At 69.0% G+C, this 14926-nt stretch carries 15 protein-coding genes; 7 read left to right on the top strand and 8 right to left on the bottom strand.

From position 1 onward, the window contains the following. Positions 1–297: dihydrofolate reductase family protein (locus C1I98_RS41595; protein WP_368773535.1), on the top strand; the 297-nt coding region annotated here is incomplete at its 5' end. Between the two features lie 19 nt (positions 298–316). Here C1I98_RS41595 and C1I98_RS21450 read toward each other — a convergent pair. The 3 genes from C1I98_RS21450 to C1I98_RS21440 all read right to left on the bottom strand — a co-directional run bounded on the left by C1I98_RS21450 (position 317) and on the right by C1I98_RS21440 (position 2301). After that, positions 317–550, bottom strand: coding sequence for a hypothetical protein (locus tag C1I98_RS21450; RefSeq protein WP_111169223.1), 234 nt, complete (start codon positions 548–550; stop codon positions 317–319). After that, positions 538–897 carry a hypothetical protein gene (locus tag C1I98_RS21445; RefSeq protein ID WP_146607555.1) on the bottom strand — a complete coding sequence of 120 codons (360 nt, stop codon included), beginning with the start codon at positions 895–897 and terminating at the stop codon, positions 538–540. Before C1I98_RS21445 ends, C1I98_RS21450 begins: the two co-directional genes overlap by 13 nt. A 180-nt stretch (positions 898–1077) precedes the next feature. After that, complete coding sequence (locus C1I98_RS21440; protein ID WP_111169221.1) at positions 1078–2301, bottom strand: helix-turn-helix domain-containing protein; 1224 nt, start codon at positions 2299–2301, stop codon at positions 1078–1080. A 747-nt stretch (positions 2302–3048) separates the two neighbouring features. Between C1I98_RS21440 and cas3 the strand changes: the two genes are divergently transcribed. From cas3 to cas6e, 6 genes are read left to right on the top strand one after another with little or no spacing between them, the layout of a single operon-like run. Continuing rightward, positions 3049–5391: a CRISPR-associated helicase Cas3' gene (gene cas3, locus C1I98_RS21430; protein WP_111169219.1), complete on the top strand. Its 2343-nt coding sequence runs from the start codon at positions 3049–3051 to the stop codon at positions 5389–5391. Beyond that, positions 5375–7360, top strand: a complete 1986-nt coding sequence (gene casA, locus C1I98_RS21425) for a type I-E CRISPR-associated protein Cse1/CasA (RefSeq protein WP_146607554.1) — start codon at positions 5375–5377, stop codon at positions 7358–7360. The genes cas3 and casA overlap by 17 nt, the downstream gene beginning before the upstream one ends. Continuing rightward, entirely contained in the window at positions 7353–7931 is a 579-nt protein-coding gene (gene casB / locus C1I98_RS21420; RefSeq protein WP_111169217.1) for a type I-E CRISPR-associated protein Cse2/CasB, read from the top strand. The genes casA and casB overlap by 8 nt, the downstream gene beginning before the upstream one ends. Continuing rightward, positions 7928–9049 (top strand): type I-E CRISPR-associated protein Cas7/Cse4/CasC, encoded by a 1122-nt coding sequence (gene cas7e / locus C1I98_RS21415; protein WP_111169216.1) that lies wholly within the window; start codon positions 7928–7930, stop codon positions 9047–9049. Before casB ends, cas7e begins: the two co-directional genes overlap by 4 nt. Then, positions 9046–9726: a type I-E CRISPR-associated protein Cas5/CasD gene (gene cas5e / locus C1I98_RS21410; RefSeq protein ID WP_111169215.1), complete on the top strand. Its 681-nt coding sequence runs from the start codon at positions 9046–9048 to the stop codon at positions 9724–9726. The genes cas7e and cas5e overlap by 4 nt, the downstream gene beginning before the upstream one ends. Continuing rightward, a complete protein-coding gene (cas6e, locus tag C1I98_RS21405) occupies positions 9717–10388 on the top strand; it encodes a type I-E CRISPR-associated protein Cas6/Cse3/CasE (protein WP_111169214.1) in 672 nt (223 codons plus the stop codon). The genes cas5e and cas6e overlap by 10 nt, the downstream gene beginning before the upstream one ends. On the opposite strand, the gene C1I98_RS21400 is transcribed toward cas6e, so the two are convergent. The 5 genes from C1I98_RS21400 to C1I98_RS21380 form a co-directional block, all read right to left on the bottom strand. Then, complete coding sequence (locus C1I98_RS21400) at positions 10378–11163, bottom strand: ABC transporter ATP-binding protein (RefSeq protein ID WP_111169213.1); 786 nt, start codon at positions 11161–11163, stop codon at positions 10378–10380. The two genes, cas6e and C1I98_RS21400, sit on opposite strands and share 11 nt — an antisense overlap. Further along, positions 11160–12179 (bottom strand): FecCD family ABC transporter permease, encoded by a 1020-nt coding sequence (locus C1I98_RS21395; protein WP_111169212.1) that lies wholly within the window; start codon positions 12177–12179, stop codon positions 11160–11162. The genes C1I98_RS21400 and C1I98_RS21395 overlap by 4 nt, the downstream gene beginning before the upstream one ends. Further along, positions 12176–13180, bottom strand: a complete 1005-nt coding sequence (locus tag C1I98_RS21390; RefSeq protein ID WP_199537101.1) for a FecCD family ABC transporter permease — start codon at positions 13178–13180, stop codon at positions 12176–12178. Before C1I98_RS21390 ends, C1I98_RS21395 begins: the two co-directional genes overlap by 4 nt. Further along, positions 13167–13991, bottom strand: a complete 825-nt coding sequence (locus C1I98_RS21385; protein WP_111169211.1) for a siderophore-interacting protein — start codon at positions 13989–13991, stop codon at positions 13167–13169. Before C1I98_RS21385 ends, C1I98_RS21390 begins: the two co-directional genes overlap by 14 nt. After that, a partial coding sequence (locus C1I98_RS21380) for an ABC transporter substrate-binding protein (protein ID WP_111169210.1) occupies positions 13988–14926 on the bottom strand: 939 nt, incomplete at its 5' end. The genes C1I98_RS21380 and C1I98_RS21385, both read right to left, overlap by 4 nt.

The raw sequence follows: 14926 nt of genomic DNA, 5'->3' as shown, positions 1-14926 counted from the left end.
CCCCAGGACACCTCCCCGTGGCCGCGAACCACCTTCGTCAACGGCGTCGAACCCGCGATCACCCGCGCGAAGCAGATCGCCGCCGGCAAGGGAGTCTGCGTCGCCAGCGCCGACATCTCCCGCCAGGCCCTCCAACTCGGCCTGGTCGACGAGGTCTGCGTCAGCCTCGTCCCCGTCATCTTCGGCGAGGGCATCCCCTACCTCGCCGGCCTCACCGGCGGCCACCACCTCCTCGAAGACCCCGTAGTCCTCCAAGGCCGCCGAGCCCTCCACCTCAGGTACCAAGTCCGCCACTAACCCCTACCGGGCAGCCCCTTCAGGCCGCCCCCATCCGAGCCAAGATCCCCAGTTGCACAGTGAGCGCCGCCACCATCTCGTACGGCCCCTGCCGAGCGAACTGGTGCAACACCCCCGCCGCCCGCTGTTCAGGCGTCGGCGGAACGTGCTTTGTGGCCCACCACCAGCCCCGATCAACGACGACGCGCCATCCAGGGAACGTGGCTTCGATCGCACCCAGGTGCGCACGATCGCGCGCGGTCAGGTCGTCCACTGCACACCCTCCAGAGAAGGGCGTGAGTCGATCACGGCGCGGTACTCCCACGCATCGCCCGCCATGGTCACCGTCACGCCGCCGCCGCGATGTGCGCTGACCAGCGTCGTGCCGTACACATAGCCGACGTGAACGAACGACAACCGCGCGTACCGCACCCGGCCCCGCCCTGAAGGGAAGGCTTCCAGGGCGTCGAGCCTGGTCTTCTCCGCTACGACCTCGTCAGAGGTCACACCGCCCGCGCCGTGCTCGCCCGCATCGACCTCCCACACCACGAGTAGGCCGTCGTATTGGGGGGTGGGTCCAGAGATGCCCTCTTTGGGCACACACCGTCTATCATCGCTCACAGGTCGCACTCCCTTGCGGCCAGGAGCCCGTCGAGCGTGTGAGGCGTCTCGACGGGTTCCGCGTTCCACGTCACGCCGAGACGGTAGGCCACCCGGAAAGTCACTCTGGGTGCACACTGCTACACTTTCTGTAGCGGTGCAATGTGCACCCGTATCCAAGGGCGCGAAGCGCGCGCCCGATCAGGCCGGGATCTTCAACAATGCCGCGAAGGCCCGTGCCTCGCGCGCAACCAGAGGGCCGCCCCGATCAAGGATCTCCACTGCGATGCCACGGGCGATGGGCTGGTACATGACAGCCTCGGACGAGGCTTCGTGGGCGCGGCGCAGGAAGTGCAGTGCGCCCGCCCAATCGCGCTGCAACTGGTAGGCCCGCGCGGTCTCGATCAGCAGCCGCGACCGCCGGTCCAGCGACTGCACGCCGGCAGGGTCCACCAACTCCGCCCGGCGCCGCGCCTCACTGCTCTTGGCCAGGTCCGCGCCGACGCTCACGGCATGGATCTGGACATTGGCCTTACCGAACACCGTCCACGGATGCATATAGGCCACGCCCAGGCGCTCGGCCGTTCGATCGGCCTCATCCCAGTAGCGCCACGCGTCCCCCTCATGACCGGCCCGGGCACACGTCACAGCCTGGTGCAGATGCAGCGAACCCCACATTCCACGCAGGTCATCGCTGCCATCCTCTAGGTACGGTGCCAGCAGCCGGATCGCGTCATCAAGCAACTCCCGCGCCCCGTCGAAATCGGCCACCGCGCGGCGGACATTCCCCAGCACCCACGCGGCCCCGGCCAGGCTCTCGGGCGTATCCGCGTCCTGCGCCGCGGCGATGCCACGGTCTGCGGTCAGCCACAGCAGTTCCGGTTCGGAGGTCCATGCGAGTAGTTGCTCGCACAGCCCGTACACATGAGCCAGGGCGGCGTTCGCCACACGCCTCTCGGTACCCTCGGTAGCCCTAACGGCCGCCCGGGCGTCCGTGATGAGCGAGGGCAGCAGACGCCCGACGTCCGTCCGTTGCGTGGACGAACGATGCCACAACTGCCATGCGTCGCTGACGCGGCTCTGGAGTGCGCCTGCATCAACCTGGGCGGGTTCCAAGGTAAGCGGCTGCGCATGCACGGCCTCCCGGATCGCCGGCACCGCCGGATGGGGGATGCGCCTCCACGCCGCCACCGGCACATCCACCTCATCGCCCAGAAGTTGGGCGAGGTTGGTAACGGCGAGTATCTCGGCAAGCTTCAACAAAACGGACAATCGCGGCTCACCACGACGCCCCTTCTCGATGTCCTTCAGCCACTGCCCGGACCGCCCGACGAGACCGGCGACGGTCTCCCTCGTCATCCCTTTCCGCTCACGAATGATCTGAATACGTGCACCGATACCCTTACCGGCCAGATCATCGACCATAGAAGCCGCCCTACACTTTGCGTGCGCCTTTGCCTAAAGCAAAGGTACGCCTCCCGTCACCTACGTGTCAGGCTTGTAGCACGCCAAAGGCAGAAGCAGTGGAAGGAACGTCGCATAAAGAAGCAATTGCCACATCAGCGCCGACCGTACCATCTCACCCGCCCATGCAAGCACCTATGCTCACTGGCCTTATATCCTGCTTGCAACTTGAGACAAAGTTGTGTGCAGGATCGCCAGCAACAATATTTTTCAATAACTGGAAGATCATCTAAATTCGCGCTAGAGTCCCTTCAAGCGAGACCGCTCTCCTCACCCAGGAGATGTCCCCTTGTGTGCAGGTCCGCCTGTGCGTTTTCCCCGCACTTGCGGGGATCGAGCACCATTGGCTCAGCTACCCGAACGAGCCGTACACAGCACCAGGAATATGAGTGACCTCCACTGCCGGGCAGAGCTCACTCCGTCCCACCCGTTCCAACCGCGTGGCCACTGCAATGCCGCACACCTAGAAGAGAGCAGGAACATGTTATTTGTACCACCTCCTGATGACGCGTTTCACACTCGTACAGCGCGGATCATCGTCGTCGCTGCCGTCATTGCTGCCTGCGCCGCCATAGCCACCTGGTTCATGGCGGACCGCTACATGGAAGGCGCGGGTGGTCCCCTCGTCCCCTCCGCCGCTGCGATCGCGATGGGCGGGGCGGCGTTCGTAAAGATCATCGGGCTGCTCCGGCGAGGCGGTTGGTGAACATGCGGGCCCACTCCCTGGCCGCCTGGGCGAAGGCGGCCGGGGGCCGGTACCACCCGCTGGTCTGTCATGTGCTAGATACGGCGGCGGTGGCTGAGCGGTTGATCGGCAAGCTGCTTGGGCCTCAGTGTTTTGCGGAGTTACGGGCCGGGTTCGAGCCGTTAGGGAATCCGGATGGGTGGATTGCGACCTTGTGCGGCCTGCATGACCTGGGCAAATACAGCCCGGCTTTCCAGGGCCTCAAGGCCGACCTCGCGGCGGACCACTTCCCCGAGCGGGCGGCGGCGGATGTGAAGGCCGTGCGTAAGCCGGCGGGGTTGAAGCAGCGGGTCGATACACCACACGGGTTGCTGACCGCGATGCATCTGAAGGACATGCTGCTCCGCTGGGGTGCGACGCAGGAAACGGCCGAGATCATCGCCGTGGCGCTCGGTGGGCACCACGGGTACTTCCCGGACGGCAGTGCGTTGCGGCAGGCGCGGCGGGAGATCAACCACCATGGTGGCCCCGCCTGGGAGGGATGGCGGGACTCCTTCGTCAAGGACATCGTCACGTTACGCGGGCTGCCCCTCGACGCGGCGTGGGAGAAGGTGCACATGAGCGCCGCCGCCGCGGTCGGGTTCGCCGCGTTGGCGTCGGTCAGCGACTGGATCGCGTCAAATACCGGAGACTTCCCGTACGCCGACGCGCCCGACCCCGCCACGTACGCCAACGAGACCCAGCGCCTCGCCACCGAGGCGGTGCGCAACCTCGAACTGCACCCCTGGACACCTCCCACGACGTTCGCCGAGCTCTTCCCCGCCGACAGCCCTCGCCCCGTGCAGGTTCTCGTCGAACACATCACCGCCGATCGAGACGAACCCGCCCTGATCATCATCGAGGCCCCCACCGGAGAGGGAAAGTCCAAGGCCGGGCTCCAGGCCGCCGCCGCCCTCGTCCACAGGCTGAACCTGATCGGCGCGTACGTCGCGATGCCGACCCAGGCGACCAGCAACCAGATGCTGACCGAGGTGCAGGACCTCCAGAAGCGCCTCGGTGACAACCGGACCATCGTGCAGTTGATCCACTCCGCCGCGAACGAATACCCCACGGATGTCGGCCGCGACGACCCGGACGACTCCGACGTACAGGCCCAGAAGTGGTTCACCCGCAAGAAGAGCCTGCTCACCCCGCTCGGCGTCGGCACCGTCGATCAGGCGATGAAAGGGGCCATCCGATCTGGTCACTTCTTCGTCCGGCTGGCCGCGCTGTCCGGGAAGGTCGTGGTGATCGACGAGGTACACGCCTACGACACCTACATGTCCACGATTCTCGACCGGCTGCTCACCTGGCTCGGACGCCTCGGCACCTCGGTGGTGATGCTGTCGGCCACGCTGCCCGCGAGCCGCAGGGAGGAACTGATCCGGGCCTGGCAGTCGGGCCTGCTGCGCAGTCTGCCCCGCGAGACGCCCGCCCCCGAGCCGCACCTCGGTTATCCCCGGGTGACGGTGGCGGGCAAGGCCAGTGTGATGAGCTTGGACACCGGCCTTTCCGACCTGAACGCCGGGCGGAAGATCCGGTTGGCGCACGTACCCGATGAGGACATCGCGGACTGGGCGCTGGACCGCGCGGCCGACAGCGGGTGCGTCGCAATCGTGCACAACCTGGTACGCAGGGCGGAAGCCACCTACACGACCCTGGAAAAGCGGATCGCCGCCCTGCCACCGCACGAGCGCCCCCGCCTGATCGCCATCAACGGCCCCATGCCCACCGGTGAGCGCAAGGCGGTCGAAGCCGACCTCAGGGCCTTCTTCGGGAAGAACGGCACCCGGCCGAGGGCCATCGTGGTCGCCACGCAGGTCCTCGAACACGGGCTCGACCTCGACTTCGACGCCATGCTGAGCGACCTTTCCCCCATCGACCGGCTGATCCAGCGGGCCGGGCGGCTGCACCGCTTCAGCAGGCGCGGTGAACCGGTACTGGCCATCGCCGGAGTCGAGGACACCGACGCGGGGCCGCGGTTCCCTGCCTACCTTGACCGGATCTACGCCCCGATGACGTTGATGCGTACCTGGGCACTGCTGCGCGAGCGGACCGCCCTGGAACCCGCCGTGGAGGTGACGGAGCTGATCGACGCCGTCTACGGTCCCGACGAGGCGATCCCCTGCCCGGCCAAGTGGGAGGAATCCTGGCGCACCGCGGCCGAGAAGCTGACGCGGGAACGGCAGAAGAACGAGCGCGACGGCCGCGTGATGTACCTGCCGCACCCAATCGCGGTCACCCATCTCGGCGAGCTGACTCGGCACGGCAAGAGCGCACGCCAAACACGGCAGCAGAAGGGAGAGAAGCGTGGCGGAGTCAGTTGACGTGGTGCTGTTCCGAGCCGAGGGGGACGGCCGGGCCGTACCGATCCTGGGCGGCCCGCCGATCGACCTCACGGCCCCCATCCCGCCCGGCATCGAGGTATTGGAGGCCCTGGACGGCTCGGCGATCACGCTCGACACCTCGGCCGGGGTGCCCGTCGAGGTCGTAGAGGCCATAGCGGCGACGCCCACGCCGCCGCCCTTCCGTGGCTCGCCCTGGCTTCGCGAGTACCGGTATCTGCTGCTCAACGACGGGTGGTGCGAGGTCGCCGGTTACGTGCTGCGCTACCGCGAACACTTCGGCCTGCTCGTGGAGGAACCCGAGCCGACCCAGCAGGAGGCATCCGCACCGACGCGTACGCCAATGCCCGCGAGCAGGGCGGCCACAACCTCCTTCGACCTGCTCACGCAGAAATGGATACCGGTCATGGGCACCGATGGCCGGCACTGGTCCACCGGCATCGTGGACTTGTTCGGCCAGGCCCACGCGATCCGCCGGATCGCCACGGAGGCCCCGACGATGACGGCCGCCCTGCACCGGCTGCTGCTCGCGATCCTGCACCGCGCGTACGACGGCCCGGCGAGCGAGGCGGAGTGGAGCGCGCTGTGGAAGGCCGAACGGCTGCCCACCGGCCCGATCGCCGAGTACGCCGAGCGTCACCGGGAGCGGTTCGACCTGTTTCACCAGCGCCTGCCGTTCATGCAGTGCCCGGACCTGGCCGGCCTGGACCCGTCCTCGGCCGCGAAGCTGGTGCCGTACCGGGCGGTCGGCAACAATGTCACGCTCTTCGACCACACCACCGCCACGGACACGATCACACTGTCCCCGGCCGAGGCCGCCCGCTGGCTGGTCACCCTGCACGCCTTCGACCCGGGCGGCATGAAGACCCCCTATGAGAAGGACAAGTCATCGGAGCAGGCCCCCTGCAACCGGTTCGGCGTGGTGCTGGTGGAGGGCGAAACGCTCAAGGAGACCTTGCTGCTCAATGCCTTGGTCTACCAGCCTGGCCTGGAGAAGCCCCGCATGACCACCGAGTACGACCGGCCGGTCTGGGAGAACGCCCCGCCGCCCCCGACGCCCGACAAGCGCGTCGCGCGCGGCTGGACCGACCTACTGACCTGGCCGTCCAGGCGGGTTCTACTGTCCGCCCCGGGCGACACCGTGGACGGCGTGGTCATCACTCCGGGCACCCGGCTCGACATCAGGACCCCCGACGAGGAACTGATGGCGGCCTTCCGCCGGCCCCGTGACAACAAGGGCCGGTTCAAAGCGGATGCACCCATGTACCCGGTACGGCTGCATCCGATGCGCGGCATCTGGCGGCACAGCGTCGAACTGCTGCTGACCGACGTGTGGGAGGAGGGCAGGAACCGGCAACGGCCGGTCGCTCTCGACCAGATCGCCGAGCTGGCCGAACGAGGGCTGATCCCCCTGGACACGGTCCACACGCTGCGCGTGTTCGGGCAGCGGCTCGACTCCAAGGGGGCGGTGGTCGAAACCTGGCTGGAGGAGCAGATCCCCGCACCGGTACCGCTGCTCCGGGCGCGGGATGAGACCCTTGGCGCGCTGATCGGCACGGCCATCACGCTGGCCGACGACGCGGGGTCCGCGCTGCACGCGTTGCAGGAAGATCACCGCAAGGAGTTCGGCTCCGACAAGACGCCGGACATCGACCATTACTACTGGCCAGGGCTCTCCGCTCCGTTCGGCCGATTCCTGATCGGTCTCGGTGCGGCCCGCGCGGCGGGAAACTCTGAGGCGCCCGCCGCCCAGGAATGGGCACGGCAGGTCCGGCGGCTCGCGGTCACCGCCGCGGAGGGGTGGGCCAAGGGAACGCCTGCGGAGGGCCGCATGGCAGCGGCCCTCGGCCGGCGCTACGGCGACTTCAGTAAGCGGCTTGACCGGTCGAAACGCTGGTTCGAGGAGAAGGTCCGCGGCTACGTCACCAAAACGGAGGACGACGATGCCTGAGTCGGTCGCAGAACGACGTGGCAATTACGTCACATACCTTAACAACCTGGGGCATGCGCTGCGGTCGGACAATCCATACCAGGTCTCCGACGCCCGCCGCACACTCGCACGCCTGCGGCGCGCCTTCGTGGAGGGCAGGCCGCAGGGCCAGGCTTACCAAATCGTGTACAAGCACGACCCGCCATCCGACTCTGAGGAGGCGGAGATCTGGCTGCTGCTCGGCAGTCTGTTCGCGCTGCACCCGGCGAGCTGGAACGGCGGCGGAGGCCGCCACACGATCGGAGCCTCGCTGGGCAGGCTGCACCGCAAGCTGGACAGCCCGGCGGTCGAGCGGCGGCTCATGGCATTGCTCGCCAGGGACAAGAACTCCCTGCCGCACCATCTGCGCCAGGCCGTCCGCCTGTTGTCCGCCCATGACGTGCCGGTCCACTATGGGCGGCTGCTCGACGACCTCCTCGTACTGCTGGGCGACCAGCACCGGGGCGACCGGGCGAGCAAGATCCGCCTCAAGTGGGCCGAGGAGTACTACCGCGAAGCCCCGGCCACCGACTCCACGGAGACGACGGAATGATCACCGAGTTGCACCTGCTCCAGTCCTTTCCGGTCAGCAACTTGAACCGGGACGACGTGGGCCAGCCCAAAACCGCGACCTTTGGCGGGTACGTCAGGGGGCGGATCTCCAGTCAGAGTCTCAAGCGAGCCGCCCGGCTGCTGTTCGACAGGTACGGGCTGGACAGGGCCGAGGTGGGGGTGCGTACCAAGCGGCTGCTGGACAGCGTGGTTGCGGCGCTGCACGACAAAAACCCCGACGAGGCGCGTCCCATCGTCATCGCGGCGCTGCAACAGCTCGGTTTCGGGCTGGACGCCAACAAGGGGCTCACCGAGTACCTGCTGTTCGTCGGGCGGGAGTCGGTCGAACGGCTGGCCGACCACTGCCGGGACAACTGGGACAAACTTCAGACGTTCGCCGAGGCCAAGACGGAGGCGCAGAAGAAGAAGATCAAGCCGGACAGGGCCGCGCAGGCGGAGATCCGACGCATTCTCGATGCGAGCCGGGCCGCCGACATCGCGTTGTTCGGGCGGATGATCGCCGACAACAAGGATCTCAACGTGGACGCCGCCTCGCAGGTGGCGCACGCGATCTCGACCCATGTCGTGCTCACCGAATTCGATTTCTACACCGCCGTGGACGACTTCAAGCCTGAGGACGAGTCCGGGGCCGACATGCTCGGCACGATCGACTTCAACACCGCCTGCTACTACCGCTACGCCAACGTGGACCTCACCCAGCTCGCCAAGAACCTGCAAGGTGACGTCGATCTCGCCAAGCGGACCGCGCGGGCCTGGCTGCTGGCGTTCGTCAACGCCGTGCCCGGCGGCAAGCAGAACTCGATGGCGGCGAGGACCATGCCCGACACTCTGCTCGGCGTGGTCCGTGAGCATGGGGCGTGGAACCTGGCCAACGCCTTCCTCAACCCCATCACCGACGCCGACGTCATGCAGGCGTCCACCACGGCACTGGTCGAGCACTTCGGCAAGCTGCGCGGCTTCTATGGTGACGACCAGATCCGTGCCGCCGTGGCCGCGTCCGTGTCGGGGAAGATCTCCGATGTCGCAGGCGTGCAGGTGGTGGGCAGCCTGAACGACTTCACCACCAAGGTGATCGACGCCGGGAAGTACGGGCTGTGATCGCGTCACTTCCGCTTTGTTTCGACGGGCCGATGCAGTCGTGGGGGATCAGGTCGCGCGGGATCATCCGGGACACGATGCCCGAACCTACCAAATCAGGTGTTGTCGGCCTGATGGCAGCCGCGATGGGGATCGACCGGGACGATGACGCGGCGCTTGCCGAGTTGGCCCGGCTGCGGCTGGCCGTGCGGGTGGATCGTGAGGGGGTCATGGAGCGCGACTATCACACCGCTCAGAACGTGCCCACCACGCAGGGCACCGGGCACCGGACAGTCGTGAGTGAGCGCTACTACCTGGCCGATGCGCTCTTCCTCGTGGTGCTTGAAGGCGAGGAGAGCATGCTCGACAGGGTCGCCGCCGCTGTCCGGAATCCGCACTGGCCGCTGTCGTTCGGGCGTAAGGCGTACGTCCCGGCCCGTCCCCTGCTCGAACCAGGAGGGGGACCTGAGCCAGAGCCGGCCGAGGAGATCCTGAAGCGGCACCAATGGTTGGTGAGGAGAGACACTCCGGCAGAGCCGCTGCGGACGGTTGTTGAGTGTCCGCCCGGGACACCCGGTGCGGAGGTCCGGTACGACCAGCCGGTCAGTTTCCGGGCGAACGACCGGCGGTTCGCCGCGCGGGCCGTCCGGATCGGGGAAGTGGTGCTGACCGGTGAAGGGGCGGGCCGGTGTTCCTGACAAAGCTCATCGTCAACCCCAAGTCCGCCGCCTTTCGCCGGGACGTCACCGACGTCCACGACATGCATCGGACCGTGATGTCCGGCTATCCGGAAATGCCGCCCACCGGCACGTTCCGCAGTGAGCACGGCGTGCTGTGGCGCATCGACACACTCCCGAACGGCCAGATCGTCCAGTACGTGCAGAGCCGTACCGAACCAGACTGGAGCGCCCTCCCCGCCGATCTCCTCCTCAGAGCGGCAGAGGTACGTTCCCTACAACCGGTGCTGGACGCCGTCGCGCCGGGCCGGAGGTTCGCGTTCCGGCTGATGGCCAACCCGACGCGCTGCGCGCACATCAAGGACAGCGCAGACCGTAAGCGCGTACCGTTGCGGCAGCCCGCCCAGCAGCTCGAATGGCTCATCGGCAAGGGCGAGCAGCACGGTTTCGTGATCCCGGTCAGCCGTCAGGGCGGCCCCGACGTCGCGCCCAGCCCGGCCCCGAGGCTGATCGGGAAACGCCGCGAGAGCAGCAAGATCACCATTGATCCGGTCCGGTTCGACGGCCATCTCGTGGTCACCGACGCAGACCTTTTCACGACCGCGCTGACCACGGGCATCGGCCGGGCCAAGTCCTACGGCTGCGGCCTGCTGAGCCTCGCCCCGGCCAGAATCAAAGCGTAGGAACGACCATCGGCGTGCCGGTCACCGGGTCCGGGACGACGACGCAGGGCATCCCGAAGACGTCCTCCACCAGCGCCGCGTCGATCACCTCCCCCGGCGGCCCCTCCGCCGCGATCTTCCCGTCCTTCATCGCCACGATGTGGTCGGCGTACCGGCACGCCTGGTTGATGTCGTGCAGTACCGCCACGATCGTGCGCCCCTGGTCGCGCAGCCGGGCCAGCAGGGCCAGCAACTGGTACTGATGCGCGATGTCCAAAAACGTGGTCGGCTCGTCCAGCAGCAGGTGCCCGGTCTGCTGGGCCAGGACCATCGCCATCCACACTCGCTGCCGCTGCCCGCCGGACAGTTCGGTGACCGGGCGCTCGGCGAGGTCGGTGACGCCGGCCGCCGCCATGGCCTCGTCCACGGCCCGTTCGTCGGCGGCGGACCAGGTGGACAGCGGCGACTGGTGGGGGTACCGGCCGCGGGCGACGAGTCGCTTGGCCACGATGTTCTCCGGAGCGAGCAGGTTCTGTGGCAGGAACGCGATCTCTCTGGCGATGGCCTTGGGGCGGTAGCCGCGGACGTCCTTGCCGTCCAGCAGTACGGCCCCCGCCTCGGGCCGCAGCAGGCGGACCAGGGCGCGCAGCAGGGTGGACTTGCCGGAGGCGTTCGCGCCGACGACGGCCGTGAACGCGCCGTCCGGTACGGCGACGTTCAGGCCCGCCGACACGACGCGCTCGCCGTACCCGAGCGTGATCTCCCGCGCGGCGAGCCGCGCATCGGCGACCGTCATGCGCGTCGCACCTCCCGATAGAGCAGCCAGATCAGGTAACAGCCGCCGATGACGGTGGTGACCACCCCGACCGGCAGCGAGATCGGGGCGAGCAGCAGTTGCGCGGCGAGGTCGGCGGCGAGCAGGAGTACCGCGCCGGTCAGGGCGGCGGGGGCGAGCGGTACGCCGGGCGCGCCCGCGAGCCTGCGGCCGATCTGCGGCGCGGACAGCGCGATGAACGCGATCGGGCCCGCGACCGCGGTGACCGTGGCCGTGCAGGTGACCCCGGCGAGTACCAGCAGCAACCGCAGCCGGGGCAGGTCCACGCCGGAGGTCATCGCGATCTCGTCGCCGAGCGCCGCCTGCTGGATCGCGTGCGCCAGGAAGGGGGCGCCGGCCGCCAGTACGCCGATGACGGCGAACGGCAGCAGCACGTCCTCCCAGTTGACGCCGTTCAGCGAGCCGGCGTGCCAGGCGGTGGCCGCGATGGCGACCTCCAGTTCGGCGCGCAGCACGATCCAGGAGTTCAGTGCGACCAGGACGGCGTTGACGGCGATGCCGATCACGATCAGCCGCAGGCCGCTGAGCCCGCCGCGCGCCGACAGTACGTAAACCGCGGCGGCGGTCACCAGCCCGCCGAGGATCGACCCCGTGGCGAGCTGCGCCGACGTGCCGCCGAGCACGGTGATCACGACCAGCGCCCCGGTGTACGCGCCGGAGTCCAGGCCGATAACGTCGGGGCTGCCGAGCGGGTTGCGGGTGAGGTTCTGGAAGACCGCGCCGGACAGGCCGAGCGCCGCGCCGAACACCAGGGCGGCGGCCACCCGGGGCGCGCGCCACTCGGTGATCACCACAACGGCGTCGCCCTGTCCGGCCAGGGCGCGCAGCACCTCGGCGGGACTGGCCCAGGTCGCGCCCTGGCACAGGCCGAGCAGGGCGAGCGCCAACGCGGCCACGGTCAGCGCGGCGACGGTGATGACGGTGCGCCGTTCGGGTGCGGCGGAGCAACGGCCGAAGCGCAGTACGTACGCCCTCACGATGACACCGTCCCGTAGCGGCGGACGGCCCAGATCAGGGCGGGTCCGCCCAGAAAGGCGGTCACCACGCCGACCGGGACCTCGCCGGTGGGTAGCAGGATGCGGGCCACGACGTCGGCGGCCACCAACAGCACCGGGCCGACGATCATGGTGAGGGCGATCAGCCAGCGCACCGAGCCGCCCGCCGCGCGGCGGACCAGGTGCGGCACGATGAGGCCGGCGAACGTGATCGGCCCGGCCACCGCCGTGGCGGCGCCGGCCAGGAGGGTAACGATCAGCAGGGCGGTCACCCGGGTCCGTGTGACGTGGCCGCCGAGGCCATGGGCGACCTGTTCGCCCAGTGCCAGCGTGCCGAGCGAGCGGCTGAGCGCGAGCGCGCCGAGGACCGCCCCGGCGATCACCAGCAGTGGCAGCGTCAGCGGGGCCTGTTCGCGTCCGGCCAGCGTGCCGATCGACCAGAACCGGTACTCGTCGAAGACGTCGGGCAGCATCAGCCGCAGCCCGAGCGACAGCCCGGCGAGCACCGAACTGAGCGCGAGGCCGGTCAGTACCAGCCGCAGCGGCGACGTACGGCCGACTGCGTAGACCAGGGCGGCGACCAGCACCGCCCCGATGGCGGCGAGCGTGAGCTGGGCGGGCTGTGACCCGCCGAGGCCCAGCGCGCCGCCCAGCGTGATCGCGAAACCGGACCCCGAGGTCACGCCGAGCAGGCCCGGTTCGGCCAGCGGGTTGCGGGTCATCGCCTGGATGAGCGCGCCGGACACGCCGAGCGCCGCGCCGACCGCGATCCCGAGGACCGTCCGCGGCCCCCGCACGTCGCGGACGATCAGGTGGTCGTCGGTGCCCGCGTACGCGGTCAGCGCCCGCCACACCTCCTCCAGCGGTACGCCGTGCGCGCCCACGCTCACGCTCGCCACGGCCGCGACGACGAGCAGAACCAAGCCCCCCACCAGGAAGGCGACCCGCCGCCGAAAGACCCGCGCCGGTTCAGTCTTCGACAAGCCCGGCTACTCCGCGCTTCCAGTAGCCGGTGATCAGTGCGTCCATCCGTCCCGCGCTCCACGCGCGCAGCGGCCTGATGTCGCCCGCCTCGCCCGCCGCGAACAGGAACGCCCGGTCGGATAGGTCCAGCGAGCGCACGACGTCGGCCAGTGTGGAACCGCCGCCCTCCCTGACCAGGCGGACGATCTCCAACCCGGGCCGCCCGGGCAGCGGGTAGTCGTGTTCGGCGGGATCGTCGCACTCGATCACGACATGTGCGGATACGTCGGCCGGGGCCTCCTCCAGCCAGCGCGCGGCGGCGGGCAGCGCCGTGGGGTCCACCGCGAAGACGTAGTGGTCGTAGGTGTGCGGGAACGCCTTGGCCCCGGGCGGCCCGGCGACCACGACCGCATCGCCGACCTGGGTCTTCTCCGCCCAGGTGGAGGCGAGGCCGCCGTCGTGCAGCACGAAGTCGAGGTCGAGTTCGCGGGCGGCGGCGTCATAGCGCCTGATCGTGTACTTCCGGGTGGGCGGCATGGGGTGCGGCCAGTCGAGCATCTGCTGGTCGTTGGGGACGGGGGCGCGCAGCGTGCCGTCCAGGTCCGGGAACACGATCTTGACGTGGTCGTCGGCCTGGTAGGTGTGGAAGCCGTCGAGCCCGGGACCGCCCAGCGTCAGCCGCAGCATGCGCGGGGTCAGCTCGTGCCGAGCCACGATCGTGGTGGCACGGACGCCGATCGGGTACGGCACGCGGACGTTGCCGCTGCCCGCCCGGTGGTGCGCGGCCACCTTCTCGCGCGGGTCGGACCTGTCCTCAGTCGTATGGCTCATGGCTTGAGCAGCGGCGCGAGCGCCTGGTCGATGGCGTCGAGGGTCTTCGTCGCCGACCGGTAGGTCGCGGCCTCGGTGTACCGCAGCGGGAACGCCTTGCCGGCCTTCACCGCGGGCAGCGACGGCCACAGCTTGGATTCGAGGACGTGCTTGATGGCCGCGTTGGGGGTGCCGTCCGGCTGGACGGAGTACGTGATCGCGTCGGCCTCGCCGAGGCTGTCCGGAAGCTCCTCGATCGCGGAGTATTCGGCGACGTCCTTGCCGCCGCCGCCCTTCTCCTTGACCTCGCCGTAGTAGGTCACCCCGATGTCCTGCGCGATGTTGGTGCCCCAGGAGCGGGCGTATTCGCGGTGGAAGGTCCCCTTGGCGACGTCGCCGTACGACCCGACGTGCCCGAACTTCACTCCCTTGAGCGCGTCGCGGTACTTCTCGGCCAGCTCGCCGGCCTTCTTCTCGTAGGCCGCCTTCTCCGCCTCGAAGTAGGACAGCCGCCCGGCCGCGTCGGACTGGCGGCGGGACAGCTCGCGCCAGGCGTCCGGCACGGTGGGGCCGATGTGGATGGTGGGCGCGATCGACGCGAGCCGCTTCATGTCCACGTCGGCGAGCACCGGCTTGGGCACGCCGATCACGATCAAATCCGGCTTGGCGGCGGCGACGGCCTCGTAGTTGGTCTCGGCGGCGGTCTCGCCCGCGACCTTGGTCAGCTTCTCGTAGGTGGCGCGGTCCGCGTCGGTCATCAGCGGTACGCCGCGCTGCCAGGTGGAGATCCCGACCAGGGAGGCCCCGGCCTCGATGAGCACCGGCACGGCGTAGCCCGTCGCGATGACGCGCTTGGGATTGACCGGGATGGTGATGTCACCGTTGTCGGCCTCGAAGACCCGGGTCTCGGCCGCGCCCTCCGATCCGGCCGCGCCGGGGGAGGCGGTGGAGGCGGT

The sequence above is a fragment of the Spongiactinospora gelatinilytica genome (assembly GCF_003236385.1).
Lineage (GTDB): Bacteria > Actinomycetota > Actinomycetes > Streptosporangiales > Streptosporangiaceae > Spongiactinospora > Spongiactinospora gelatinilytica.
This window is presented reverse-complemented; position numbering and strand designations above follow the sequence as displayed.

Excerpts from the sequence above, each read along its gene's own strand:
- cas7e (WP_111169216.1), top strand. The coding sequence starts at position 7,928 with ATGATCACCGAGTTGCACCTGCTCCAGTCCTTTCCGGTCAGCAACTTG.
- casB (WP_111169217.1), top strand. The coding sequence starts at position 7,353 with ATGCCTGAGTCGGTCGCAGAACGACGTGGCAATTACGTCACATACCTT.
- C1I98_RS21440 (WP_111169221.1), bottom strand. The coding sequence starts at position 2,301 with ATGGTCGATGATCTGGCCGGTAAGGGTATCGGTGCACGTATTCAGATC.
- cas3 (WP_111169219.1), top strand. The coding sequence starts at position 3,049 with ATGCGGGCCCACTCCCTGGCCGCCTGGGCGAAGGCGGCCGGGGGCCGG.
- C1I98_RS21400 (WP_111169213.1), bottom strand. The coding sequence starts at position 11,163 with ATGACGGTCGCCGATGCGCGGCTCGCCGCGCGGGAGATCACGCTCGGG.
- C1I98_RS21385 (WP_111169211.1), bottom strand. The coding sequence starts at position 13,991 with ATGAGCCATACGACTGAGGACAGGTCCGACCCGCGCGAGAAGGTGGCC.